Source organism: Pseudomonas sp. IPO3778 (genome assembly GCF_013386825.1).
Taxonomy (GTDB): domain Bacteria; phylum Pseudomonadota; class Gammaproteobacteria; order Pseudomonadales; family Pseudomonadaceae; genus Aquipseudomonas.
On record NZ_JACARC010000021.1, the window covers coordinates 31,119 to 53,435 of the forward strand.

Annotated in this window: 25 protein-coding genes; 11 read left to right on the plus strand and 14 right to left on the minus strand. The window is 59.8% G+C overall.

All coding sequences use genetic code 11. The annotated features are described in order from the left end of the window. Positions 1 to 17 precede the first annotated feature (17 nt). Together HX855_RS33220 and HX855_RS08920 are read right to left on the minus strand one after the other, a co-directional pair. Positions 18 to 140 carry a PA1414 family protein gene (locus HX855_RS33220; RefSeq protein ID WP_003210728.1) on the minus strand — a complete coding sequence of 41 codons (123 nt, stop codon included), beginning with the start codon at positions 138 to 140 and terminating at the stop codon, positions 18 to 20. Between the two features lie 137 nt (positions 141 to 277). Next, complete coding sequence (locus tag HX855_RS08920) at positions 278 to 1,171, minus strand: LysR family transcriptional regulator (protein ID WP_177082423.1); 894 nt, start codon at positions 1,169 to 1,171, stop codon at positions 278 to 280. A gap of 103 nt (positions 1,172 to 1,274) precedes the next feature. Here HX855_RS08920 and HX855_RS08925 point away from each other — a divergent pair, with 103 nt between their 5' ends. Continuing rightward, the gene (locus HX855_RS08925) at positions 1,275 to 2,483 is read left to right on the plus strand and encodes an MFS transporter (RefSeq protein WP_177082425.1); all 1,209 of its coding nucleotides are present in this window, start codon (positions 1,275 to 1,277) and stop codon (positions 2,481 to 2,483) included. Here HX855_RS08925 and HX855_RS08930 read toward each other — a convergent pair. The 3 genes from HX855_RS08930 to HX855_RS08940 form a co-directional block, all read right to left on the minus strand. Beyond that, positions 2,395 to 3,837 carry an NCS1 family nucleobase:cation symporter-1 gene (locus HX855_RS08930; RefSeq protein ID WP_177082427.1) on the minus strand — a complete coding sequence of 481 codons (1,443 nt, stop codon included), beginning with the start codon at positions 3,835 to 3,837 and terminating at the stop codon, positions 2,395 to 2,397. The two genes, HX855_RS08925 and HX855_RS08930, sit on opposite strands and share 89 nt — an antisense overlap. A 221-nt stretch (positions 3,838 to 4,058) precedes the next feature. Next, positions 4,059 to 4,466: a DUF2177 family protein gene (locus HX855_RS08935; protein WP_177082429.1), complete on the minus strand. Its 408-nt coding sequence runs from the start codon at positions 4,464 to 4,466 to the stop codon at positions 4,059 to 4,061. Positions 4,467 to 4,519: 53 nt separating this feature from the next. Beyond that, positions 4,520 to 5,356, minus strand: a complete 837-nt coding sequence (locus HX855_RS08940) for a S1 RNA-binding domain-containing protein (RefSeq protein WP_076014775.1) — start codon at positions 5,354 to 5,356, stop codon at positions 4,520 to 4,522. Positions 5,357 to 5,679: 323 nt separating this feature from the next. On the opposite strand from HX855_RS08940, the gene HX855_RS08945 reads away from it, so the two are divergent. The 3 genes from HX855_RS08945 to HX855_RS08955 all read left to right on the plus strand — a co-directional run bounded on the left by HX855_RS08945 (position 5,680) and on the right by HX855_RS08955 (position 7,726). Further along, positions 5,680 to 5,859 carry a hypothetical protein gene (locus HX855_RS08945; protein ID WP_088422903.1) on the plus strand — a complete coding sequence of 60 codons (180 nt, stop codon included), beginning with the start codon at positions 5,680 to 5,682 and terminating at the stop codon, positions 5,857 to 5,859. A gap of 208 nt (positions 5,860 to 6,067) precedes the next feature. Beyond that, positions 6,068 to 6,793 (plus strand): TorF family putative porin, encoded by a 726-nt coding sequence (locus tag HX855_RS08950; RefSeq protein ID WP_177082431.1) that lies wholly within the window; start codon positions 6,068 to 6,070, stop codon positions 6,791 to 6,793. Between the two features lie 66 nt (positions 6,794 to 6,859). Then, positions 6,860 to 7,726, plus strand: coding sequence for a DUF6279 family lipoprotein (locus HX855_RS08955; protein WP_177082433.1), 867 nt, complete (start codon positions 6,860 to 6,862; stop codon positions 7,724 to 7,726). 3 nt (positions 7,727 to 7,729) lie between these two features. Here the strand turns inward: HX855_RS08955 and HX855_RS08960 are convergent, their stop codons facing one another. Continuing rightward, a complete protein-coding gene (locus HX855_RS08960; protein WP_177082435.1) occupies positions 7,730 to 8,122 on the minus strand; it encodes a transcriptional regulator in 393 nt (130 codons plus the stop codon). Between the two features lie 155 nt (positions 8,123 to 8,277). Here HX855_RS08960 and HX855_RS08965 point away from each other — a divergent pair, with 155 nt between their 5' ends. Continuing rightward, the gene (locus HX855_RS08965; RefSeq protein ID WP_088422788.1) at positions 8,278 to 8,553 is read left to right on the plus strand and encodes a hypothetical protein; all 276 of its coding nucleotides are present in this window, start codon (positions 8,278 to 8,280) and stop codon (positions 8,551 to 8,553) included. A gap of 46 nt (positions 8,554 to 8,599) precedes the next feature. Here HX855_RS08965 and HX855_RS08970 read toward each other — a convergent pair whose 3' ends face one another. Continuing rightward, complete coding sequence (locus HX855_RS08970) at positions 8,600 to 9,946, minus strand: DEAD/DEAH box helicase (protein ID WP_088422789.1); 1,347 nt, start codon at positions 9,944 to 9,946, stop codon at positions 8,600 to 8,602. A 193-nt stretch (positions 9,947 to 10,139) separates the two neighbouring features. Here HX855_RS08970 and HX855_RS08975 point away from each other — a divergent pair, with 193 nt between their 5' ends. After that, the gene (locus HX855_RS08975; protein WP_177082437.1) at positions 10,140 to 11,438 is read left to right on the plus strand and encodes a mechanosensitive ion channel family protein; all 1,299 of its coding nucleotides are present in this window, start codon (positions 10,140 to 10,142) and stop codon (positions 11,436 to 11,438) included. On the opposite strand, the gene HX855_RS08980 is transcribed toward HX855_RS08975, so the two are convergent. From HX855_RS08980 to HX855_RS08990, 3 genes are all read right to left on the minus strand, one after another. Continuing rightward, on the minus strand, positions 11,435 to 12,304 hold the full coding sequence (locus tag HX855_RS08980) for a carboxylate/amino acid/amine transporter (protein ID WP_177082439.1): 870 nt from the start codon (positions 12,302 to 12,304) through the stop codon (positions 11,435 to 11,437). The genes HX855_RS08975 and HX855_RS08980 overlap by 4 nt on opposite strands. Positions 12,305 to 12,507: 203 nt before the next feature. Further along, positions 12,508 to 13,107: an FMN-dependent NADH-azoreductase gene (locus HX855_RS08985; protein WP_177082441.1), complete on the minus strand. Its 600-nt coding sequence runs from the start codon at positions 13,105 to 13,107 to the stop codon at positions 12,508 to 12,510. Positions 13,108 to 13,259: 152 nt separating this feature from the next. After that, the gene (locus tag HX855_RS08990) at positions 13,260 to 13,574 is read right to left on the minus strand and encodes a 3-phosphoglycerate kinase (protein WP_177082443.1); all 315 of its coding nucleotides are present in this window, start codon (positions 13,572 to 13,574) and stop codon (positions 13,260 to 13,262) included. A gap of 49 nt (positions 13,575 to 13,623) precedes the next feature. Between HX855_RS08990 and HX855_RS08995 the strand changes: the two genes are divergently transcribed. The 5 genes from HX855_RS08995 (at position 13,624) to aqpZ (ending at position 18,729) form a co-directional block, all read left to right on the plus strand. Then, positions 13,624 to 14,547, plus strand: coding sequence for a LysR family transcriptional regulator (locus tag HX855_RS08995; protein WP_177082445.1), 924 nt, complete (start codon positions 13,624 to 13,626; stop codon positions 14,545 to 14,547). Between the two features lie 14 nt (positions 14,548 to 14,561). Continuing rightward, positions 14,562 to 15,365 (plus strand): alpha/beta fold hydrolase, encoded by an 804-nt coding sequence (locus tag HX855_RS09000; protein ID WP_177082447.1) that lies wholly within the window; start codon positions 14,562 to 14,564, stop codon positions 15,363 to 15,365. Between the two features lie 3 nt (positions 15,366 to 15,368). Beyond that, positions 15,369 to 15,932 carry a peptidylprolyl isomerase gene (locus HX855_RS09005; protein ID WP_177082449.1) on the plus strand — a complete coding sequence of 188 codons (564 nt, stop codon included), beginning with the start codon at positions 15,369 to 15,371 and terminating at the stop codon, positions 15,930 to 15,932. A gap of 83 nt (positions 15,933 to 16,015) precedes the next feature. After that, positions 16,016 to 17,848 (plus strand): ABC transporter ATP-binding protein, encoded by a 1,833-nt coding sequence (locus HX855_RS09010; RefSeq protein WP_177082451.1) that lies wholly within the window; start codon positions 16,016 to 16,018, stop codon positions 17,846 to 17,848. 179 nt (positions 17,849 to 18,027) lie between these two features. Then, entirely contained in the window at positions 18,028 to 18,729 is a 702-nt protein-coding gene (gene aqpZ / locus HX855_RS09015; RefSeq protein WP_177044896.1) for an aquaporin Z, read from the plus strand. 11 nt (positions 18,730 to 18,740) lie between these two features. Here aqpZ and HX855_RS09020 read toward each other — a convergent pair whose 3' ends face one another. The 4 genes from HX855_RS09020 to HX855_RS09035 form a co-directional block, all read right to left on the minus strand. Beyond that, positions 18,741 to 19,865, minus strand: a complete 1,125-nt coding sequence (locus tag HX855_RS09020) for a GNAT family N-acetyltransferase (protein WP_177082454.1) — start codon at positions 19,863 to 19,865, stop codon at positions 18,741 to 18,743. A 137-nt stretch (positions 19,866 to 20,002) separates the two neighbouring features. After that, positions 20,003 to 20,236 carry an anti-sigma factor gene (locus HX855_RS09025; protein WP_177082456.1) on the minus strand — a complete coding sequence of 78 codons (234 nt, stop codon included), beginning with the start codon at positions 20,234 to 20,236 and terminating at the stop codon, positions 20,003 to 20,005. Continuing rightward, positions 20,230 to 20,844 (minus strand): RNA polymerase sigma factor, encoded by a 615-nt coding sequence (locus tag HX855_RS09030; RefSeq protein ID WP_010176505.1) that lies wholly within the window; start codon positions 20,842 to 20,844, stop codon positions 20,230 to 20,232. Before HX855_RS09030 ends, HX855_RS09025 begins: the two co-directional genes overlap by 7 nt. A gap of 127 nt (positions 20,845 to 20,971) precedes the next feature. Further along, complete coding sequence (locus HX855_RS09035; protein ID WP_177082458.1) at positions 20,972 to 22,093, minus strand: beta-ketoacyl-ACP synthase III; 1,122 nt, start codon at positions 22,091 to 22,093, stop codon at positions 20,972 to 20,974. Positions 22,094 to 22,317: the final 224 nt, after the last annotated feature.

Here is a 22,317-nt window from a genome sequence, read left to right on the forward strand (position 1 = left end):
TGAGCGCTTTCCAGGACCTACCTGCGACGCGGGCGACGCTGCTCGTCATCGGTGCGGATTGGCACCGGTTGCAGCGGTGGCTCGATCAAGCCGAGTGCGACGCCGAGGTCGTGCAGCCAGTTTTGCAGTTTCTCTTTCATGGTGCCCCCTTGGGGTAATGCCGAGCGGCTGGAATTCTTTGGCCGCTTCCTACAGATAGTAGCCCTAAGTCCTACGTATTGCTTGAACGAAACCACAACGAACTATTACTGAATTGATCAAAATCCTGACGGATCGTTCAAGCAATTGCTCGGGTTTCGCTTTCCGGTAGCACCTTGCCCTCCTGCTGCAGGTCAATCCACGCGTTGAGGTTAGCGCCGAGCATGCCCTTGCGCCACATCAACCAGGTGGTGGCGCTGGCAAAAGGCCCGACCAGCGGATGAACGGACACGCTGTCCTTGCCCGGCAGGCTGTCGAGCATCGATTCAGACATCAAGGCCACACCAGAGCCGGCGGTCACACAGGCCAGCATGCCCTGGTAGGACTCGATCTCAATGGCACGCCCCATGGCCACGCGGTCGTGGGAAAACCAGGCTTCCAGGCGCGCCCGGTAGGCGCAACTGCGTCGGAAAGTGAACACCGAGCGGCCAGCGACATCCTGCGGCCCACGCACGGGTGGGTGATCCGCCTCGCAAATCAGTATCAGCCGCTCCTCGCACAGCGGTATGCCATCCAGGGTGGCCAGGCTCAACGGGCCGTCCACCAGTGCGGCATCCAGGCGCCCGGTGATCAATCCCTCCAACAACTCGCCGCTGGGGGCCGACTGCACTTGCAGGTTCACCATCGGATACGCCTTGTGATAACGCGCCAGCAGCTTCGGCAAATGAATCGCCGCCGTGCTGTACATGCTGCCGAGCACAAAATCGCCAGCGGGCTGGCCGCCCTGCACCGCGCCATAGGCTTCGTCATGCAGCGCGAGCAGGCGAGCACTGTAGTCCAGCAACACTTTACCTGCGGGAGAAAGCTGCAAACGCTGACGCTCGCGCACAAACAGTTCGACGCCGAGCTGTTCTTCCATTTGTTTCAGCCGGGTCGACAGGTTGGACGGAACCCGGTGCAAACGCTCGGCGGCGCGGGTGATGGAGCCCTCCTCGGCCACGGCCTGGAAAATACGCAATTGACTAAACTCCATCACCTTTCTCCAAAACTGAACAAGTTACTCACTATTATTCATTTTTACAGAAAGTCAATTCACTTTAGCCTGATGGTCACTCGCTGATTGCAGGAAAATGACCATGTCACCGCTGATCCGCTTACTCGCCAGCTTTATTGCCTTGATGATGGCCATGGGCATTGGCCGCTTCGCGCTGACTCCGCAAATGCCGCATTTGCTCAGCGAAGGCCAGATCGACCTGACCGGCGCCGGGCTGATTGCAGCCGCCAATTATCTGGGTTACTTCGTCGGTGCGGTGGATTCGATATTCGCCCGCAGCCATCACCATGTACGCGGGCGTTTATACGGCGGGTTGTGGCTGTGCGTGCTGCTGACCCTGGCGTCGTACTGGGCCCACGGGTTCTGGCCGCACCTGTTGTTGCGCTTCGGTACGGGTGTGGCGAGCGCCTGGGCGTTGGTGATGATCACCAGCTTGAGCCAACCGCTGGCCATTGCGGCCGGGCGTCCACGCCTGGGAGCGCTGGTATTTGCCGGGCCGGGGCTGGGGATTCTGTTGACCGGGTTGCTGGCGCTGGGCTCCAACCTGCTGGGGCAAAACTCTGCAACCTTGTGGCTGGTGTATGGCGTGGTTGCGCTGGTCATGTTGCTGGCCATCCTGCCGTTCCTGCCCAAGCCTTCCGCCGCCAGCACGCCCGTTGCCAGCCACACTGACGTGGTCAACAACGGCAGCATCACCCACCTGTGCTGGATTTACGTGCTGTACGGTCTCGGCTACATCATCCCGGCGACCTTCCTGTCACAAATGGCCAGCGCGCAATTCAAGGGCGCATGGCAAGCGGACCTGTTCTGGCCATTCTTTGGCCTGGCCGCCGCGATTGGCGTGGTGGTCGCAAGCCTGCGCCGCAAGGACCCGGACACCACCCGCCGCTGGCTGATGACTACCCTGTGGCTGCAAGCGGCCGGGGTATTTGCCTGCCTGCTGGGCAACGGTTGGGGCCTGGCCCTGGGGGTGTTGCTGTGCGGCGGGCCATTCCTGGCGTGCATGCAACTGGTGATGGCGCGCTTGCGTGAGGTCGCCCCTCACGGCTACCAGCGCAGCACCGGATTGCTCACCGCCAGCTTTGCGATCGGCCAATTGAGCGGGCCATTGCTGGCATCGATGAGCAGCCACCTCAGTGGTGGCCTGCAACCGGCGCTGGTGGTCGCTGGCGCCGGTTTGTTAGTGGCGGGGGCGGTGCTGGTCAGCCGGCAACCATCGGCACAGGCACGCGAACCTGTTCACGCCGCGCCAATACCAGGAAAAACAGCCCACCCAGGAAGCAGCCGGTAAACCAGGCAAAGTTGGCCATCGGCTGCAACACCGGAGTGAAGGTGATTGCCACACCCACCAGGGTCGCGGGCACCAAGGCTTTGACGGCCGTCCAGTTGACCCCGCCATCGAAGTAGTAGCGACCCGACGGGCTGTCATCGAACAGCGCGTCGACGTCGATTTTTTGCTTCTTCACCAGGTAGTAATCCACCAGCAGAATCCCGAACAACGGCCCGATAAACGCCGCGAGGATGTCGAGGGTGTAGTGAATCATCAACGGGTTGTTGAACAGATTCCACGGCGTAATAAAGATCGAAGCCACTGCCGCGATCATACCGCCCGCGCGCCAGCTGATTTTGCTCGGTGCCACGTTGGCAAAATCAAAGGCCGGCGAGACGAAGTTGGCGACGATATTAATGCCGATGGTCGCGGTGACAAAGGCAAACGCCCCCAGCAGCACGGCCATGTTGTTGTCGATGCGCGAGACGGTGGCGATCGGGTCGTGAAGCATTTCGCCGAACACCGGCAAGGTGCCCGAGACAATCACCACGGTGACCAGGGAGAACGCCAGGAAATTTACCGGCAAGCCCCAGAAGTTTCCGCGACGGACGTCCTTCATCGTGCGGCAGTAGCGGCTGAAATCACCGAAATTCAAGGTCGGCCCGGAAAAGTACGACACCACCAAGGCGGTCGCCACGATGATTTGGCCGAAGGCCTGCCAGCCGGACAGGGACTTTTCCGCCAGGGTGAAACTGATATTGGCCCAGCCGGCCTTCCAGACGATCCAGCCTGCCAGGGCAAACATCACCGCATAAACGATAGGACCCGCCCAGTCGATAAAGCGGCGGATGGATTCCATGCCGGTCCAGAACACCAGCGCCTGGAGCGTCCACAGGCTGAGGAAGCCGAACCAGCCCAAGTACGAAAGGCCCGCGAAATGTGGCTCCGCATAGACCGCCATCTGTGGGAAAAAACGCAGCACCACAATGATCAATGCGCTGGACGCCAGGTACGTCTGAATCCCGTACCAGGCCACCGCGATCAAGCCGCGAATCACCGCAGGAATATTCGCTCCAAAAACACCGAAGGCCAGCCGGCAGATCACCGGGTACGGCACCGCGGCCTGCTGGCTTGGCTTGGCCACCAGATTGGCAATCAATTGCACAATGCAGATGCCGGCGAGCAAGGCGATCAACACCTGCCAACTGGCCAACCCGAGGGCGAACAGGCTGGCGGCAAACACATAACCGCCGACGCTGTGCACGTCGCTCATCCAGAAGGCGAAGATGTTGTACCAGTTCCACTTTTGCGGCAGCGGTCCCAGGTCCTGGTTGTACAGGCGCGGGCTGTAGCCTTTGGGCAATTGTTCGGTCATCGCAGGGCTCCTCGTAAATACCGGCCTGCAACCCGCGACGGGAGTGCGTACGGGAGGCGGCATGGTTTGTATACGAGTTGATGAGCAGAATGCGTGCCAATGGAATAAAACTCGGCACAATCCCTCTGGAGCGTGGGTCTTCAGAAGGTTGTGCAAGGACACAGAGATGATTAAACGGTGCCGGTTTGCTCAGGGATGGTGCAGATCAATCCTGTACACAATCAATTGTGCACCCTGCGTGCACAGTGATAGCCCACGGCGCAGCAAACCGCACTGAGGAAGGTGCCCCAGGCAATGTCCATGACGGCCAATCCGGCAGACCAGCCCTGCAAGGTCGCCCAATTGCTCAAGTCATAGGTGCCGTAAGCCACCAGGCCCAGCAAGGCACCAAGCCGCACGGCCCGTTGCCAGCCGCCGCTCGTCAACGCCGGAAGGACAACAAACACGACACACCCGAAGACATAGAGAAGATAGAACGCCACGGCCGGGAACAGGCGTGGCTGATCGAGCATCAGTGGGCCGAGCAGCGCTTTGTAGGTCGGGCCCATTAAGACGCCGAGCCAAAGGCCGTCGAGGACCAGGAAGGCGAGCAAGGTACCGAGGTAGGCGAAGAGGGTTTTTCTGGACATCCTGGCGACCTTTTGTAGGAGCAAGCGTACTCCTACAAAAGAGCAAACCGCGATCAGCTTAGTTCAATACGATCCGCGTGGATCACAATGTGACCTTGCTTGTAGAGGGCACCGATGGCCTTCTTGAAGTTGCCTTTGCTGACACCGAACAAACTGCTGATCAGTGCCGGGTCGCTTTTATCGCTGACCGGCAAGGTGCCGTTGTTGTCGCGCAACTTGGCGAGGATTTTCGAGTTCAGGCTGGACGCCGCCTCTTCACCCACCGGCTGCAGGCTCAGGCTGATATTGCCGTCGGCGCGAATTTCCTTGATGAAGCCTTTCTCTTCCTTGCCCGGGCGCAGGAACTTGAACACTTCGTTCTTGTGGATCAGGCCCCAGTGCTTGTTGTTGATAATGGCCTTGAAGCCCATGTCTGTGGCTTCGGCCACCAGCAAGTCAACTTCCTGGCCGACCTTGTAGGTGGCCGGGGTCTTGTCCAGGTAGCGGTCAAGGCGCGCGGTGGCCGTGATGCGCTTGGTGTGCTTGTCGAGGTAGACGTGCACCACGCAGTACTCACCGGCGGTCAGTTGGCGCTTTTCTTCGGAGTAAGGCAGCAGCAAATCCTTGGGCAGGCCCCAATCCAGAAAGACACCGATACTGTTGACTTCAACCACTTTCAGACTGGCAAATTCACCCACCTGTACTTTTGGTTTTTCGGTGGTCGCGATAAGTTTGTCATCGCTGTCCAGATAAATAAAAACGTTGAGCCAGTCTTCATCTTCACTGGGAATATCTTTGGGAATATAGCGATTGGGCAAGAGGATTTCGCCCTCTTGATCACCATCCAGGTACAAACCAAAGTTAGTGTGTTTAACCACTTGCAAGCTGTTGTAGCGCCCGACTAAAGCCATTTCCAATACCCTCATTGCGTGGGCGGCATTCTACCCGAGTTGACGGCGGCGGTCCCCTGTACCGGCGCACACGCCTGAAAAATCGTGGGTTTGCCGGCCACCGCCCCGCTCGTCAGATCATCCGCGCAGGTTTTGCCAGCGCACACGGCAATTTTCCCCATGAGTTTCGAGTTAAAACAGCGAGTTAGGCGAGTATTTCACTCGTTATTTCCAGGCCATTCATTAACCCGTCATATATTTCAGGGGGATATTTGCCAAGCAATTGTCAAGCATTTCATGTACGATGCATGGCCAAGTTAATTTTCTACAGGTTAGTGGCCGCCATGCGCGTAAAAGCATCCAACAGCAAAGCAAAGCCAGCTCCCGCCGTTGAAACCAGCGAATCGATCAACAACCAAATTGCTGCCTTCCTCAAGCAGGGCGGCGAAATCCAGCAGATTGCCAAAGGCGTGAGCGGCCAGACTTTCGGCCCGTCCAAGCAGATCACCCTGGGTAAAAAGTAAAACTCGCGCATTACACCTGGTCCCTATGCGCTTTGCCTTTCAAGGCGCTAGGACTAGAGCCCGCAACACCCTCTGATACACCCCCCTTTTACACGAATCGACGAACGGGCTTTATCTGCAAACCATCGCCGGTATGCTTGCACACGTCTAGATCGGGCATCTGCCCGATATTTCCCATTACTGCTCCTCGCTTTTCATGGAGTGAAGCGTGTTCAAATCCTGCATTTTCCTGGCTGCTGCCCTGTTGGCCAGTCCCCTTGCCGAAGCGCAGGTTTTCCAGCGTGAGCTGGGTGACTTCGACCTGAAACTGGGCACCACGCCCGGCCGCAGCATGGCCCAGGGCCTGGTCAAACCCACTGCGCCTGGCAGCGACTCGTTCCACGGTGGCCTGGACCTGAGTCATGACAGCGGCCTGTACCTCGGGCAATTCTCACCGAACATGGGCATGTCTCCCGGCAGCAACCTGGAAATCGATTCCTATATGGGCTTCAAGCACCCCTTCGACCAGACCCTGGGTTATGAGCTGGGCATGATTCACTACAGCTATCCCAAGCTGAGCCCACTGGACAGCCAGGAGCTCTATGGCGGCCTGAACCTGCTGGGCAACCGTTTCGGTGTCGCCTTCAGCAACGACCCGGACCGCCAGGACAGCACCCTGTTTGCCGACCTGGGCGGCACCAAGCCTTTCGGCATCGGCGTCAGCATGAAATACACCACCCACCAGTTGGGCACTCCGGTGTCGGTGGCCGATGGCAGCTCCATCCGCAACTTCAGCGATTGGTCGGTGCAGGTGTCCCGGCCATGGATGGGTGTCGACCTGAACCTGATCTACAGCGACTCCAGCCTCAGCGGCGGCGATTGCTCGGCCTACTCCGGACACAACTCGCAATGCGACGGGCTATTGACCTTAAAAGCGGAGCGGGCGTTTTATTGATGGGCTGAACTGTCGTCGCCCTGACGGGTTCAGATGCAATACTCTCGTCTGCGCAAGGACTCGCTCATGCTGCGTCGGTTCAAACTTCTGGTGATGTTGCTGGCCCTCAGCCTGGTGCTGGCAGGTTGCAATCGGGTGGGCCTGGCCTATCGCAACCTGGATGTGATCATCCCCTGGACCCTCAGCGACTACCTGGACATGAACGCCGGGCAAAAAAGCTGGTTCAACGACAAGCTCAAGGAACACCTGGCCTGGCATTGCACCACCCAACTGCCGGGCTACCTCGACTGGCTCGACCGCCTGCAACAGATGGTCGACACCAACCAGGTGACCGACGCCGCCCTGCAAACCCGCACCGCCGAAGCCAAGCAAGCCATTGCCGAGAGCGCCCGGGCGATCACGCCGTCCGCCATCGAGTTATTGCAGGGGCTGGACGACCAACAAGTGCAAGACATGGAGCAAGCGTTCGCCAAGGACCTGCGCAAGCGTCAGGACGAATACCTCAAACCGTCCCTGGAGCAGCAAATCAAAGAGCGCGCAGAGCGCATGAACAAGCGCCTGGACGCATGGCTGGGGCCGTTAAGCGCCAGCCAGCAGAATCGCGTCACCGCCTGGTCCATCGCCCTGGGTGAGCAGAATCAACAATGGATTGGTAACCGCGCCCACTGGCAGGCGCTGTTTATCGCAGCGGTCAAGGACCGCCACAGCAACGACTTCCCACACAAGATCGAGCAATTGCTGGTGGACCGCGAAAGCCTGTGGACCCCGGAGTATCGCCAGGCCTACGCCCAGACCGAAAGTGCCGCCCGTGGCCTGATCGTCGACCTGATGGCGGAAAGCACGGTGCAGCAACGCCAAAAGCTGACGCAGAAGATCGACAAGGTGCGCAGCGACTTTAAGGCCCTTAAATGCCTGAAGGCTGGCACCCCGTAGTCATCAGGCAATCTGCGCTTTAGACGCCACGTCATCGAACGTCGCGGGGTCCAGTGCATCGGCCTGCTCGTCCAGCACCTCGCGCGGATGATTATTGCCGGGGATGCAGCTGTCGATCAGGCTCAGCAGCTGTGAGCCGCGCGGGGTCAATACGAAATTCTCACCGTTGCCGCCTTCGTCCTCGGGGCGCGGCTCGATAAAGCCACGGTCCAGCAGGAGCTTTTCGTACTCGGTGGCAGTCACTTTCAGTTCGTCCAGGTTCCCCACATCTTCACCGTTTGCTGCCTTGGCGGCCGCTTCCTGCTCGGCGTAGGGGCGCGGTGTAAAGCTGTGGCCTGCGCTGTTCTGCACTTCATGCAGCAGGCGTTCAAGCAAATCCCAATTGTAAGTCGTCATCCTGATTCCTCCTGAAGGCACACGAATAGAGGCCCTTCAAAGGTGTGACATGCCGGGCCCATCGTCCGTTCAGCCTAGCGGACAGGCGCGATTTCGCTGAACTTTTGAGCGGCTGAGGCCCTCAACCGAATATCACCGCCAAGGAGGTCCGAATAATGAAAACCCTGCTGAATATGGCCGTCGCGGCCACCCTGCTCGCAGCCCTGCCCGCCTGGGCCTGCACGCTGGAAGAAGCCACCGCAAAACGCGAGCAACTGGCCAAGGAGGTGACTAAGCTCACCCAACAGAACCCGGAGAAGGCCAAGGAGATCAACGAGGAATTGCAGAACATGAAGCTGGAAACCGCCAGTGCAGACCTGCCTGACAAGTGCCAACTGATTGACCAGCGCCTCAAGGAAATGGACGAGGCCGCAGCCAAAACCAAAAACTGAGGCGAAAAAAAACCGGACATTGTCCGGTTTTTTTGTGGTTCAAGCTTTACTCGGCAGCAGGCGCTTCCGGCTTGCGGCGCTTCAGGGGAGCCATGCCGTCCTTGCTGACCAACGACAGGTTGTCGGTCTTTGGACGGTTGGCAATCTTGCGCTTGGTCGGCGACTTGGCGCCGGCTTTTTTCTTCTCGCCCTTCGCGTCGACTTTTTTCTTCTTCACGCCAACGGCTTTGCCCGAGGCTTTGACCTTTTTCGGTCCGCCGTAGGTGCCTTTGACTTCCTTGATGGTGCGGCGCTCGAACGACTGCTTCAAGTAGCGCTCGATGCTCGACATCAGGTTCCAATCACCGTGGCAGATCAGCGAGATCGCCAGGCCATCGTTGCCAGCACGCCCGGTACGGCCGATACGGTGTACGTACTCGTCGCCGCTGCGGGGCATGTCGAAGTTGATCACCATGTCCAGGCCATCCACGTCCAGGCCGCGGGCGGCAACGTCGGTGGCAACCAGGATCTTCACGCCGCCTTGCTTGAGGCGGTCGATGGCCAGCTTGCGGTCCTTCTGGTCTTTCTCACCGTGCAGGACGAACGCCTTGTATTCCTGAGCCACCAGGCGACCGTAGATGCGGTCGGCCATGGCCCGGGTGTTGGTGAACACGATGGCCTTCTGATAGGTCTCGTTGGCCAGCAACCAGTTGAGGATCTGCTCTTTGTGCACGTTGTGGTCAGCGGTGATGATCTGCTGACGGGTGGTGGAGTTCAGGTCGCTGACGTTGTTGACCTGCAGGTGCTCCGGGTTGTTCAGGACCTTGGCCACCATGTCGCGCAGGGTCGAACCACCGGTGGTGGCCGAGAACAGCATGGTCTGCTGGCGGTTTACGCACTCTTGCACCAGGCGCTGCACGTCGTCGGCAAAGCCCATGTCGAGCATGCGGTCGGCCTCGTCGAGCACCAGCACTTCAACTTCCTTGAGGTCCAGGTTACCGGCGTTCAGTTGCTCGATCATCCGGCCCGGGGTGCCGATCAGGATGTCCGGCACCTTGCGCAGCATGGCGGCCTGGACCTTGAAGTCTTCGCCGCCGGTGATCAGGCCGGACTTGATGAAGGTGAACTGCGAGAAGCGTTCCACTTCCTTCAAGGTCTGCTGGGCCAGCTCGCGGGTGGGCAGCAGGATCAGGGTCTTGATGCTGACACGAACTTTCGCCGGGCCGATCAGACGGTTAAGAATCGGCAGGACGAAAGCGGCAGTCTTGCCACTCCCGGTTTGAGCCGTCACCCGCAGGTCACGCCCTTCGAGCGCGAGCGGGATGGCCGCTGCTTGCACAGGCGTTGGCTCGACAAATTTAAGCTCGGCCACGGCTTTGAGCAGGCGTTCGTGCAGGGCGAATTGGGAAAACACGGGTGCTACCTCGAAGAAATACAAAAAAACAGCTGCATAGGGTAACGGTTTCGGGCGCCGAGGCCGAGTTTCTTTACGCGAACAACGCTAATCAGGCGGTTTTTTGTCAGGGGATTTGTCCACAAGGACAACTTTGACGCACTTAAATGCTCTAATCGCCCCGTCACGTCTTACAGAAGAATCGCGTTTACCCATGGATATCAAACAGCTCTGGCTCAACGCCCAAGACCTTTGGGGCACCCTCGACGAACACCCGTTGCTGCATGCCAGCCTGGCGCTGGTGGTGTTGCTGGTGGTGGCCTTGCTGCTCGGACGAGTGGCCCGGTACCTCATCCTTCATGCCGTCAAACTACTGGGCCGGCAACCCTCGCTGCACTGGCTCAATGACCTGCGGCACAACAAAGTCTTCCACCGCCTGGCGCAGATGACGCCGTCACTGGTGATCCAGTTCGGCCTGTACCTGGTGCCGGCCCTGAGCAAGACCGCCACCCTGTTCATCGGCAATGTCGCCCTGGCGTTCACCATTCTGTTCCTGGTGCTGGCGATCAGTGCCCTGCTCAATGCCCTGCTGGACATCTACGCCCGCACCGAACACGCCCGCACCCGCTCCATCAAGGGCTACGTGCAGTTGGCGAAAATGGTGTTGTTCGTGTTTGGCGCGATCATCATCGTCGCCACGCTGATCGACCGTTCGCCGCTGCTGCTGCTTTCCGGTTTGGGGGCAATGTCGGCGGTGATCCTGTTGGTCTACAAGGACACCTTGCTGTCGTTCGTCGCCAGCGTGCAACTGACCAGCAACGACATGCTGCGGGTTGGCGACTGGATCGAAATGCCCCAGGTCGGCGCCGACGGCGACGTGGTGGACATCACCCTGCACACCGTGAAAGTGCAGAACTTCGACAAGACCATCGTCTCGATTCCCACCTGGCGCCTGATGTCCGAGTCGTTCAAGAACTGGCGCGGCATGCAGGCCTCCGGTGGTCGGCGGATCAAACGCAGCCTGTATATCGACGCCAGCGGCGTGCGCTTCATCCGCGACGATGAAGAGCTGAGGCTCTCCCAGGTGCACCTGCTGACCGACTACATGAGCCGCAAGAAGGCCGAACTCAAGGCCTGGAACGAAGCCCAGGGCAATGTTGCGGCGATGTCCGCCAACCGCCGGCACATGACCAATATCGGCACCTTCCGTGCGTATGCGTTGGCTTACCTGAAAAGCCACCCGGATATCCAGCCGAACATGACCTGCATGGTGCGGCAGATGCAGACCACGGCCCAGGGCATTCCGCTGGAAATCTACTGCTTCACCCGCACCACCGCCTGGGCCGACTACGAGCGTATCCAGGGCGATATCTTCGATTACCTGCTGGCGGTGCTGCCGGAATTTGGGCTGAGCCTGTACCAACAGCCGAGTGGCGGCGACTTGCGGGCAGGGATGTTGCCGGCGGTGTTGGGTGCCAGCCATTTGCCGGCGCCCGAAAGCCGCGCGCTTTAACCCACTGAACGGCTGGGCGACTTGATGCCCAGCCGACTGATCCACACCGCCCCCAGAATCACCAACCCGCCCAGCAGCAACCTGCCCAGCGGCTCGTGCTGGTTCCAGATCAGCAAGTTAAGCAATAACCCCACCGGCACATGCAGGTTGTTCATCACCGCCAGGGTGCCGCCGTTGACCATGCACGCGCCCTTGTTCCACCAGTACATGCCCAGTGCCGTGCTGACCAGGCCCAGGAATACCAACACACCCCATTGCAACGGCGCTTCAGGCAGGTAGTTCGCCTTGCCGAACATCAGGAACGCCGGCAACGCCACCGCCAATGCACCGAGATAGAAGTAGCCAAACCGCCGGTAATGCGGCAGGTCGCTCGGATGGCGGGCCACCAGGTGCTTATAAAGCACCTGCCCGGCGGCGTAGGTGAAGTTGGCCAGTTGCAGCAGCAGGAAGCCCATGAAGAAGTTCGGGGTGATCTGGTCAAAGCGAATCACCGCCGCTCCTGTCACGGCCACCAACGCGGCCACCAGTGCCCACGGATTGAAGCGGCGGTTCAAGGCGTCTTCGATCAAGGTCACGTGCAATGGCGTCAGGATGGTGAACAGCAACACCTCCGGCACCGTCAACACGCGAAAGCTCAGGTACAGGCACACGTAGGTCACGCCAAACTGCAACGCGCCGATCACCAGCATGCCGCGCATGAACGCCGGTTCCACCGAGCGCCAGCGGGTCAGCGGGATAAACACCAGCCCGGCCAACAGTACGCGCACCAGCACCGCGAAGTAACTGTCGACATGACCGGCCAGGTATTCACCGATCAAGCTGAAGGAAAACGCCTGGATCAGCGTCACAACAAGTAGATAGCCCATGCTCGCCTCATTTTGAATGGGCGCGACATTAGCGGTTTTCGCAGGCGTGCGAAACTCAAGGCAAAAAAAACCCGACCTCGCTAAAAGCGTCAGTCGGGCAGGAGCACTCAGGAGCAAAAAGTGCAAAGGGAGGTTCGGTACGCGTACTTGAAGGGTTGCGTGGGGCTATTAAAACCGCAGGCGATTATCTGGCGATTAACGGATCACGCCACCTGTGCCAGTAGGGCCTTGGCCTGGTTCATACCCTTTTCCTGGAAGTCTCCACCCAGGTTCACCCCTTCGGCGTGGATAAACGTCACGTCGTGGATGCCGATAAAGCCCATGACCTGGCGCAGGTAGGGTTCCTGGTGGTCAGTGCTGCCGCCAGCGTGGATGCCGCCGCGAGCGGTCAGCACAAAGGCACGTTTGTCGGTCAGCAGGCCCTGAGGACCGGTGGCGGTGTACTTGAAGGTCACACCGGCACGCAGCACATGGTCGAGCCAGGCTTTCAGGGTGCTGGGAATCGCGAAGTTGTACATCGGCGCGGCCATGACCAGAACATCGGCAGCCAGCAGTTCGTCGGTCAGCTCGTTGGAGCGCTCCAAAGAGGTCTGTTCGATGGCAGTACGCTGCTCGGCCGGTTTCATCCAGCCACCCAGCAGGTGGGCGTCCAGGTGCGGCACCGGGTTGATGGCAAGGTCACGTACGGTGATCTGGTCAGCCGGATGAGCGACTTTCCATTGGCTGATGAATTGTTGGGTCAGCTGACGGGAGATTGAATCCTGCTGACGGGCGCTGCTTTCGATGATCAGAACACGGGCCATGATTATGTAAGCTCCATCGGTAAATGCTGTAAGGCGATGGAGTGAAGGTTAATCAGGGCTCGTTCGATTAAAAAGCGTAAAAAACTGCTATAACCCATCTAGAAATTTGTTTATAAGCGGAGTGTTGCTGTACGCAAGCTCCGCTTTTTGCCTTATTTCGGTGCGCAGGTCAGCTGGATACGCATCTTGATAATGGCACGGCTGAAATTGACCGTGGTGTTGGTGGTTTTCCCCGCTGCGACCGTGACCTTGCGGGTACGCGGGGCTTCAGGTCCGTTGATGAAGCGTACCTTGCACTCCGCATCATTGGGGCCGTAGTTGGTGAGTTGGATCGAACTGATATTGCTGTCGATGTCCGACGCGCTGTAATCGATCTTCACACCCTGGATGTCTTTCGTTACGTCGGTGGTGAATGCAAACGCACTCAACGGCAGCAGCGCCAGCAGCACACAACAGAATTTTCTCATTCGGCAGTCTCCAATAAGGACTGTCAGCTTAGGACAAGAGGAGCTCATCTTGAAAGCGCCCCGCGTTACCCTTGATCAATGGCGCACCCTGCAAGCCGTGGTCGACCATGGCGGCTTCGCCCAGGCCGCCGAAGCGCTGCACCGTTCGCAATCCTCGGTGAGCTACACCGTGGCCCGCATGCAAGACCAGCTCGGCGTGCCGCTGCTGCGCATCGACGGGCGCAAGGCGGTGCTCACCGAAGCCGGTGAAGTGTTGCTGCGCCGTTCCCGGCAACTGGTGAAAAACGCCAGCCAGCTGGAAGACCTGGCCCATCATATGGAACAAGGCTGGGAAGCCGAGGTGCGGCTGGTGGTCGATGCGGCTTACCCCAACGCCCGCCTGGTGCGCGCCCTGACTGCCTTTATGCCGCAAAGCCGTGGTTGCCGGGTGCGCCTGCGCGAAGAAGTATTGTCCGGCGTCGAAGAATTATTGATGGACGGCATGGCCGACCTCGCGATCTGCGGCTTCATCATTCCGGGCTATCTGGGCACGGAAATGAGCGACGTCGAATTTGTCGCCGTGGCCCACCCCGATCACCCGTTGCATCGCCTGCACCGCGAACTGAGCTTCCAGGACCTGGAAAGCCACATGCAGGTGGTGATCCGCGACTCCGGCCGCCAGCAGCCACGGGACGTCGGCTGGCTCGGTGCCGAACAGCGCTGGACGGTCGGCAGCCTGCCCACCGCCGCCACCTTCGTCAGCAGCGGCCTGGGCTTTGCCTGGCTACCCCGCCACCTGATCGAACGCGAACTCAAGGAAGGCCTGCTCAAGCTTCTCCCGCTGGAACGGGGTGGCAGCCGCAACCCGACGTTCTACCTTTACTCGAACAAGGACAAACCCCTGGGCCCGGCCACGCAGATTCTCGTCGAGTTGCTGCGCACCTTCGACACCGCTCCACTGGACGCGCCTTTCGCCGCACCGCAACAAGCCTGAACAAGGAGTTCGCCATGGCCTATTTCGAACATGAAGGTTGCACCCTGCATTACGAGGAATATGGCCATGGCGCGCCGCTGATCCTGATCCATGGCCTGGGCTCCAGTTGCCTGGATTGGGAGCTGCAAGTGCCCGTGCTGTCGCAACACTACCGGCTGGTACTGCTGGATGTACGCGGTCACGGCCGCTCCGACAAACCCCGGGAGCGCTACAGCATCGCGGGCTTCAGCGCCGATTTGGCGGCCTTGATCGAACACCTGCAATTGCCACCGGCCCACGTGGTTGGCCTGTCCATGGGCGGCATGATTGCCTTTCAATTGGCCGTGGATGAGCCGCACATGCTCAAGAGCCTGTGCATCGTCAACAGCGCGCCCCAGGTCAAGGTCCGTACCGCCAGCGACTATTGGCAGTGGGCCAAGCGCTGGAGCCTGGCGCGTATCCTCAGCCTGAACACCATCGGCAAAGCCCTGGGCAGCCTGCTGTTCCCGAAGCCCGAACAGGCCGAACTGCGACGCAAGATGACCGAACGCTGGGCAAAAAACGACAAACGTGCTTACCTCGCCAGCTTCGATGCGATTGTTGGCTGGGGCGTACAGGAACAACTTTCGAGAATTTCCTGTCCAACCCTGGTCATCAGCGCCGACCACGACTACACCCCGGTGGCGCAGAAAGAAATCTATGTAAAACTGCTGCCCGATGCGCGACTGGTGGTGATCGAGGATTCCCGCCATGCCACGCCGCTGGACCAACCCGAACATTTCAATAACACCCTGCTCGATTTTCTCAAGACAGTCGAAACCACAACCCAGGATCACTGACCCATGCTGAAAAAAATCGCCTTCTTTGCCGGTTCCGTACTGTTTGCGGCCAACCTGATGGCCGCCGAGCCCGCCAAGGCACCGCACGTATTGATCTCCACCACCAATGGTGACATCGAAATCGAACTGGACCCGGTCAAGGCCCCGATCAGCACCAAGAACTTCCTGGCCTACGTCGACAAGGGCTTCTACACCAACACCATTTTTCACCGGGTGATCCCGGGCTTCATGGTGCAGGGTGGCGGTTTTAACCAGCAGATGTCGCAAAAGCCGACCGAAGCACCGATCAAGAACGAAGCCAGCAATGGCCTGCATAACGTGCGTGGCACGCTGTCGATGGCACGAACCAACGACCCGAACTCCGCCACCAGCCAATTCTTCATCAACGTGGCAGACAATGCTTTCCTCGACCGGGGCCGTGATGCCGGTTATGCGGTGTTCGCCAAAGTGGTCAAGGGCATGGACGTGGTCGATATCATCGTCAACTCGCAAACCACCACCAAACAGGGCATGCAGAACGTGCCAATCGATCCTGTCCTGATCAAGTCGGCCAAGCGCATCGACTGAAGGCTACAGGGAGTTTCGCGCGGTGCCCGCCAGGCACCGCGCGCCTTTGAACAGGAGAGCCCGCCGCGCGGGCGTCAGACCTAATGCTCTATCGTCGTTTTGAACAACTGATCGACATCTTCCGCGAACCTCCCAGCGCGGCCCCTCCCGATAAAGTCCTGCCCTTTTACGTCTATTACCTGCGCCAGGTATGGCCCTGCTTTGCCGCCTTGCTGGTGGTGGGCCTGATCGGCGCACTGATCGAAGTGGCGCTGTTCAGCTACCTGAGCCGCATCATCGATTTGGCCCAAGGCACACCGCCCGCCAACTTCTTCCAGGTCCACGCCAACGAGCTGATCTGGATGGCCGTGGTCGCCCTGCTGCTGCGCCCTATTTTCGGCGCCCTGCACGACCTGCTGGTGCACCAGACCATCAGCCCCGGCATGACCAGCCTGATCCGCTGGCAGAACCACAGCTACGTGCTCAAGCAGAGCCTGAACTTCTTCCAGAACGATTTCGCCGGGCGCATTGCCCAGCGCATCATGCAAACCGGCAACTCCCTGCGCGATTCTGCGGTGGCCGCCGTGGATGCGATCTGGCACGTGGCGATCTACGCCATCAGCGCCCTGGTGCTGTTCGCCGAAGCCGACTGGCGCCTGATGATCCCGTTGATTACCTGGATCATCGCCTACAGCCTGGCCCTGCGTTACTTCGTGCCACGGGTCAAGGACCGCTCGGTGATTTCCTCCGAGGCACGCTCCAAACTGATGGGACGGATCGTCGACGGCTACACCAACATCACCACCTTGAAGCTGTTTGCCCACACCCATTTCGAGCAGAACTACGCCAAGGAAGCGATCGTCGAGCAGACCGAGAAAACCCAGCTGGCCAGCCGCGTGGTGACCAGCATGGACATCGTGATCACCACCATGAACGGCCTGCTGATTGTCACCACCACGGGCCTGGCCCTGTGGCTGTGGACCCAATCCCTGATTTCGGTGGGCGCCATCGCCCTGGCCACCGGCCTGGTGATTCGCATCGTCAACATGTCCGGCTGGATCATGTGGGTGGTCAACGGCATTTTCGAAAACATCGGCATGGTGCAGGACGGCCTGAAAACCATCGCCCAGCCGCTGGCAGTGACCGACCGGGAGAATGCCCCGCGCCTGGAAGTACCCCACGGCGAGGTGCGTTTCGACCAGGTGGATTTCCACTACGGCAAGAAAAGCGGAATCATCGGTGGCCTGAACCTGGACATTAAACCGGGTGAAAAAATTGGCCTGATCGGCCCGTCCGGCGCCGGCAAATCCACCCTGGTCAACCTGCTGCTGCGCCTGTACGACCTGCAAGGCGGACGCATCCTGATCGACGGCCAGAACATCGCCGACGTCGCCCAGGAAACCCTGCGCGAACAGATCGGCATGATCACCCAGGACACCTCGCTGCTGCACCGCTCGATCCGCGACAACCTGCTGTATGGCAAGCCGGACGCCACCGACGAGGAGCTTTGGGCCGCCGTGCACAAGGCCCGTGCCGACGAGTTCATCCCGTTGCTGTCAGACGCCGAGGGTCGCACCGGCCTGGATGCGCACGTCGGCGAGCGCGGGGTCAAACTCTCCGGCGGGCAGCGCCAGCGCATCGCTATTGCGCGGGTACTGCTCAAGGACGCGCCCATCCTGATCATGGACGAAGCCACCTCGGCGCTGGATTCGGAAGTGGAAGCGGCGATCCAGGAAAGCCTGGAAACCCTGATGCAGGGCAAGACGGTAATCGCCATCGCCCACCGGCTTTCGACCATTGCCAGAATGGACAGGCTGGTGGTGCTGGAAAAAGGCCAGATTGCCGAGACCGGCAGCCATGCCGAACTGCTCGCACATGGCGGTTTGTATGCACGATTGTGGCAACATCAGACCGGCGGGTTCGTCGGAATAGACTGATTCCTTTGATTAACGGCAACCTCAATTGCGAACAATTCTGACAGTTTTCTCTATCTCGCTGGTCTTGCGACACAATCCTGCTGTACTGCAATCAGGCCCCAGGAGGGCCCTGATTTAAGGCAGCAGGGATGCACCACAGACCCGTTAATCAGATAGAGCAATCTACTAAGGATGTGTTCATGTCACTGTTCAAACGTTCCGTTACAGAAGGATTGGGTACGTTTTGGCTGGTGTTGGGCGGCTGCGGGAGTGCGGTGTTGGCCGCAGCGTTCCCCAATGTCGGAATCGGTCTGCTCGGAGTGGCCCTGGCGTTCGGGCTCACGGTGCTGACCATGGCATTTGCCATCGGGCATATCAGTGGTTGTCACCTGAACCCGGCCGTCTCGGTGGGGCTGGTAGTGGGCGGAAGATTTCCGGCCAGGGAGTTACCGGCGTACATCGTGTCTCAGGTGATCGGCGGCACCATCGCCGCCGCACTGTTGTACTTCATCGCCAGCGGCAAGCCAGGGTTCGAGCTGGCCTCGGGCCTGGCCAGCAACGGCTACGGCGAGCATTCGCCCGGTGGTTATTCGATGGCGGCGGGGTTTGTCTGTGAGCTGGTGATGACGGCGATGTTCGTGCTGATCATTCTTGGCGCCACCGACCGACGTGCCCCTGCGGGCCTGGCGCCAATCGCCATTGGCCTGGCGCTGACGCTGATCCACCTGATCTCGATCCCGGTCACCAACACCTCGGTCAACCCGGCCCGCAGTACCGGCCCGGCCCTGATTGTGGGCGGTTGGGCGCTCCAGCAGCTGTGGATGTTCTGGCTGGCGCCGATCCTCGGTGCGGTGGTCGGCGGTTTCACCTACCGATGGCTGGGCAAGGAAGAAACCGCCTGAGCCAAACGGGTTCAGCCCTGCCGGTAAGGCAGGGCTGTTCTCGCCTCCTCGGCATACGCCAGAATCCCCACGCTTTCGCGCTCCAGGAAATCCGCCACCGCCGTCTTCAATCCCGGATGGCGCAAGTAATGCCAGGAACGGGTAATCACCGGTTCAAAGCCACGAATCAACTTGTGCTCGCCCTGGGCACCGGCATCGAACCGCTGCAGGCCGTGGGCAATCGCATAGTCCATGCCTTGGTAGAAGCAGGTCTCGAAATGCAGCCGGTCAAACTCCGCCAGGCAGCCCCAGTAGCGTCCATAAAAACTGTCGCCGCCGATCAGGCTGAAGGCCATGGCCACCGGCCGTGAGCCTTGCTTGGCCAGCACCACGCGAATGGCCTCGGGCATGCGCTCGGCCAGCAGGCTGAAAAACGCACGGGTCAAGTACGGCGATTGCCGGCGTATCGCGTAGGTATTGGCATAACAGGCGTAGACAAAATCCCACTGTGCCTCGCTCAGCTCATGGCCTTGCAACCACTCGAACTCGATGCCCTGCCCCGCCACCTGCTCGCGCTCCTTGCGCATCTGCTTGCGCTTGCGCGAACTCAAGGCGTCGAGGAAGTCCTGAAAGTCGCGGTAACCGCGGTTCTGCCAATGAAACTGGCAGCCCAGGCGTTGCAGCCAACCCGGCTGTTGAGCCAGCGCGGTGTCGGCCAGCGCATCCGTAAAGTTAACGTGGGCGCTGGAAAGGCCTTCGATTTCCAGGTAGCCGGGCAGGCTCTTGAGCAACTCGAAACCGTCTTCGGCGCTGGCGGCCAGCAAGCGCGGGCCACTCACCGGGCTGAAGGGCACGGCGATCAGCAATTTCGGGTAATAGTCGATACCCGCGCGCTCGCAGGCGTCGGCCCAACCGTGATCGAACACGTATTCGCCATAGGAATGCCATTTGCGATAGCTGGGCAATGCAGCCATCAGCCGGCCCGCTTCGTAGTGCAGCAAATGCTCAGGCTGCCAGCCGGAATGCGGGCCGATGCTGGCGCTGTCTTCCAGGGCGCTGAGGAACCCATGGCGCAGAAACGGCTGATCAACGGGGACCAGCGCGTTCCATTCATCGGGCGCAATCTCGGACAGGTTATTCAAACGTTGTAACGGCATCCCATTCCCCGACGGTGACCACAGGCAGACGTGGCGAGTATCGCAGTTCCGGCGGGCGTTGGGGTTTATCCCGCCCATAAAAAAGCCCGCATCCGTGATCGATGCGGGCTTCGGTTCAGTTTGAAAAGTGACGGGTATTACTGGTCGCGGGAACGCTCGGCGGCCAGGCGTTCGGCCAACGCATCGACATCAGCGATGGGCGGCTCGGGCAGGATCTTCAGCGTCGCCTGCATCAAGCGCATCTGCCGGATAAAGCGCCGGCAGTTAGGGCAGAACATCAGGTGATGGCGCACCAGCAGGCGTTCCCGAAAGGCCAGTTGCCCATCGAGATAGTCACTGGAGCGCGCCACTTGTTCTTTACAGGTCAACATTCGCCGGTTTCCTCAAAATGCTCCACCGTGGCGAAGACTTTAAGCCGTGCTCGATGCAGCAGCACACGAACATTGGAGAGCGATAGTGTCAGAAGATTACAAATCTCCTCCAACTCCAGGCCCTGACGCTCCCGCAACAGCAAGACGCTGCTCTGCAATTCGGAAAGACTGGCGAGTGTGTGCTCCAGGCATTCGCGTAGTTCGTCTTCGGTGAGCAACGCCTCGGGCGTGTCCTGGTGCCAGGCAAACGGCGCCACGGCCCAGTGGCCATCGTCGGGCACAAAGCGATCATCGCCGATGGTGCCGTGGGGCGACGGCAGGTCATCGAGCAGCACTTCCCGGCGATTTTGTTTATAACGGCCTTTTGCCGAGTTGGCCGTGATGGTCAGCAGCCAGGTCTTGAGGCTCGAGCGCCCCTCGAACTTCGCCAGGTTGCGCACCACCGACAGCCAGGCGTCCTGTACCACTTCATCGGCATGGCGCTGGCCGACGATGGCATAGGCCACGGCGCGCATGGCGCTCTGGTACGTAGTGACCATTTCCTTATAGGCCCGCTGCTCGCCCTTGAGCAATCGTTCAAGCAGGTGCGCGTCGTCCGCTGCTGCCATTCAAGACCTCTATTTCAAGACAGGAACACCGTCAATGTGGGAGCGGGCTTGCTCGCGAAGGCGGTGTGTCAGCCGTGCATCCGGTGGCTGAATCACCGCTTTCGCGAGCAAGCCCGCTCCCACATGATCAGCGTTTACGCAGAATCACGCTACCAATCGAATACCCTGCACCAAACGAGCTGAGCACCGCTACAGCGCCCTTGGGCAAATCGTCCTGGTAGGTATGGAACGCGATCACCGAACCCGCCGAGCTGGTATTGGCGTAAGTATCAAGGATCACCGGCGCTTCTTCCACCGACGCCTCGCGGCCCAGCAGTTTCTTGACGATCAGGTGATTCATGCTGAGGTTGGCCTGATGCAACCAAAAGCGCTTCACATCGCCCACGTTCAGCTGGTTTTCCGTCAGGTGCTTGCCGATCAACTCGGCAACCATCGGGCAGACATCGCGGAAGACTTTGCGGCCTTCCTGCACGAACAGCTTGTCGGGGGCACCGATGCCCTCTTCGGCCGCGCGGTTGAGGAAACCGAAGTTATTGCGGATGTTGTTGGAGAACTTGGTCAGCAGCTTGGTGCTCACCACGTCGAACTGATGCTTGGACGTGGCGAGGTCAGCGCGCTCCAGAATCACGGCAGTGGCCGCGTCGCCAAAGATGAAGTGGCTGTCACGGTCGCGGAAGTTCAGGTGGCCGGTGCAGATCTCCGGGTTGACCATCAGGATCGCCCGAGCCTGGCCCAGCTGGATGCTGTTGGCAGCGTTCTGGATGCCGAAGGTCGCCGAGGAGCAGGCCACGTTCATGTCAAAGCCAAAACCCTGGATGCCCAGCGCTTCCTGGACTTCGATGGCAATCGCCGGGTATGCCCGTTGCAGATTCGAACAGGCGACGATCACGCCATCGATGTCGGCGGCGGTCTTGCCGGCGCGCTGCAAGGCTTGCTCGGCAGCACCGATGGCCATCTGGCAGAGGATCGACCACTCGTCGTTGGAACGCTCGGGCAGGCGGGGCGCCATGCGCTGCGGGTCGAGGATGCCGGCCTTGTCCATGACAAAGCGGCTCTTGATGCCCGAGGCCTTTTCGATAAAGGCGGCGCTGGACTCGGTCAGTGCCTGCACGTCACCGCGTTCGATGGCTGCGGCGTTATCCAGGTTGAACTGTTGCACGTAAGCATTGAAAGACTGCACCAGCTCTTCGTTGGAGATGCTGTTGGCCGGGGTGTACAGGCCTGTGCCGCTGATGACGACGTTATGCACGGTCGTTCCTCTAAATCTGTTCAGGCAGAAGGGTATTGGTACCGTCGTACCAAACCGTAAGTAGTTCTATGCCGCCCAGCGGCCTTCAAACTGGTAACGCTTTATTCCATCGCGCCATGGCTGCACCAGCCCAACTCGACGATCCCGGCATTTATAACCGCGAAGTTTGCCACAACATCGGAAACTTGGCGCCTATCCCGCACAAACACCTTACCTGTGGCGAG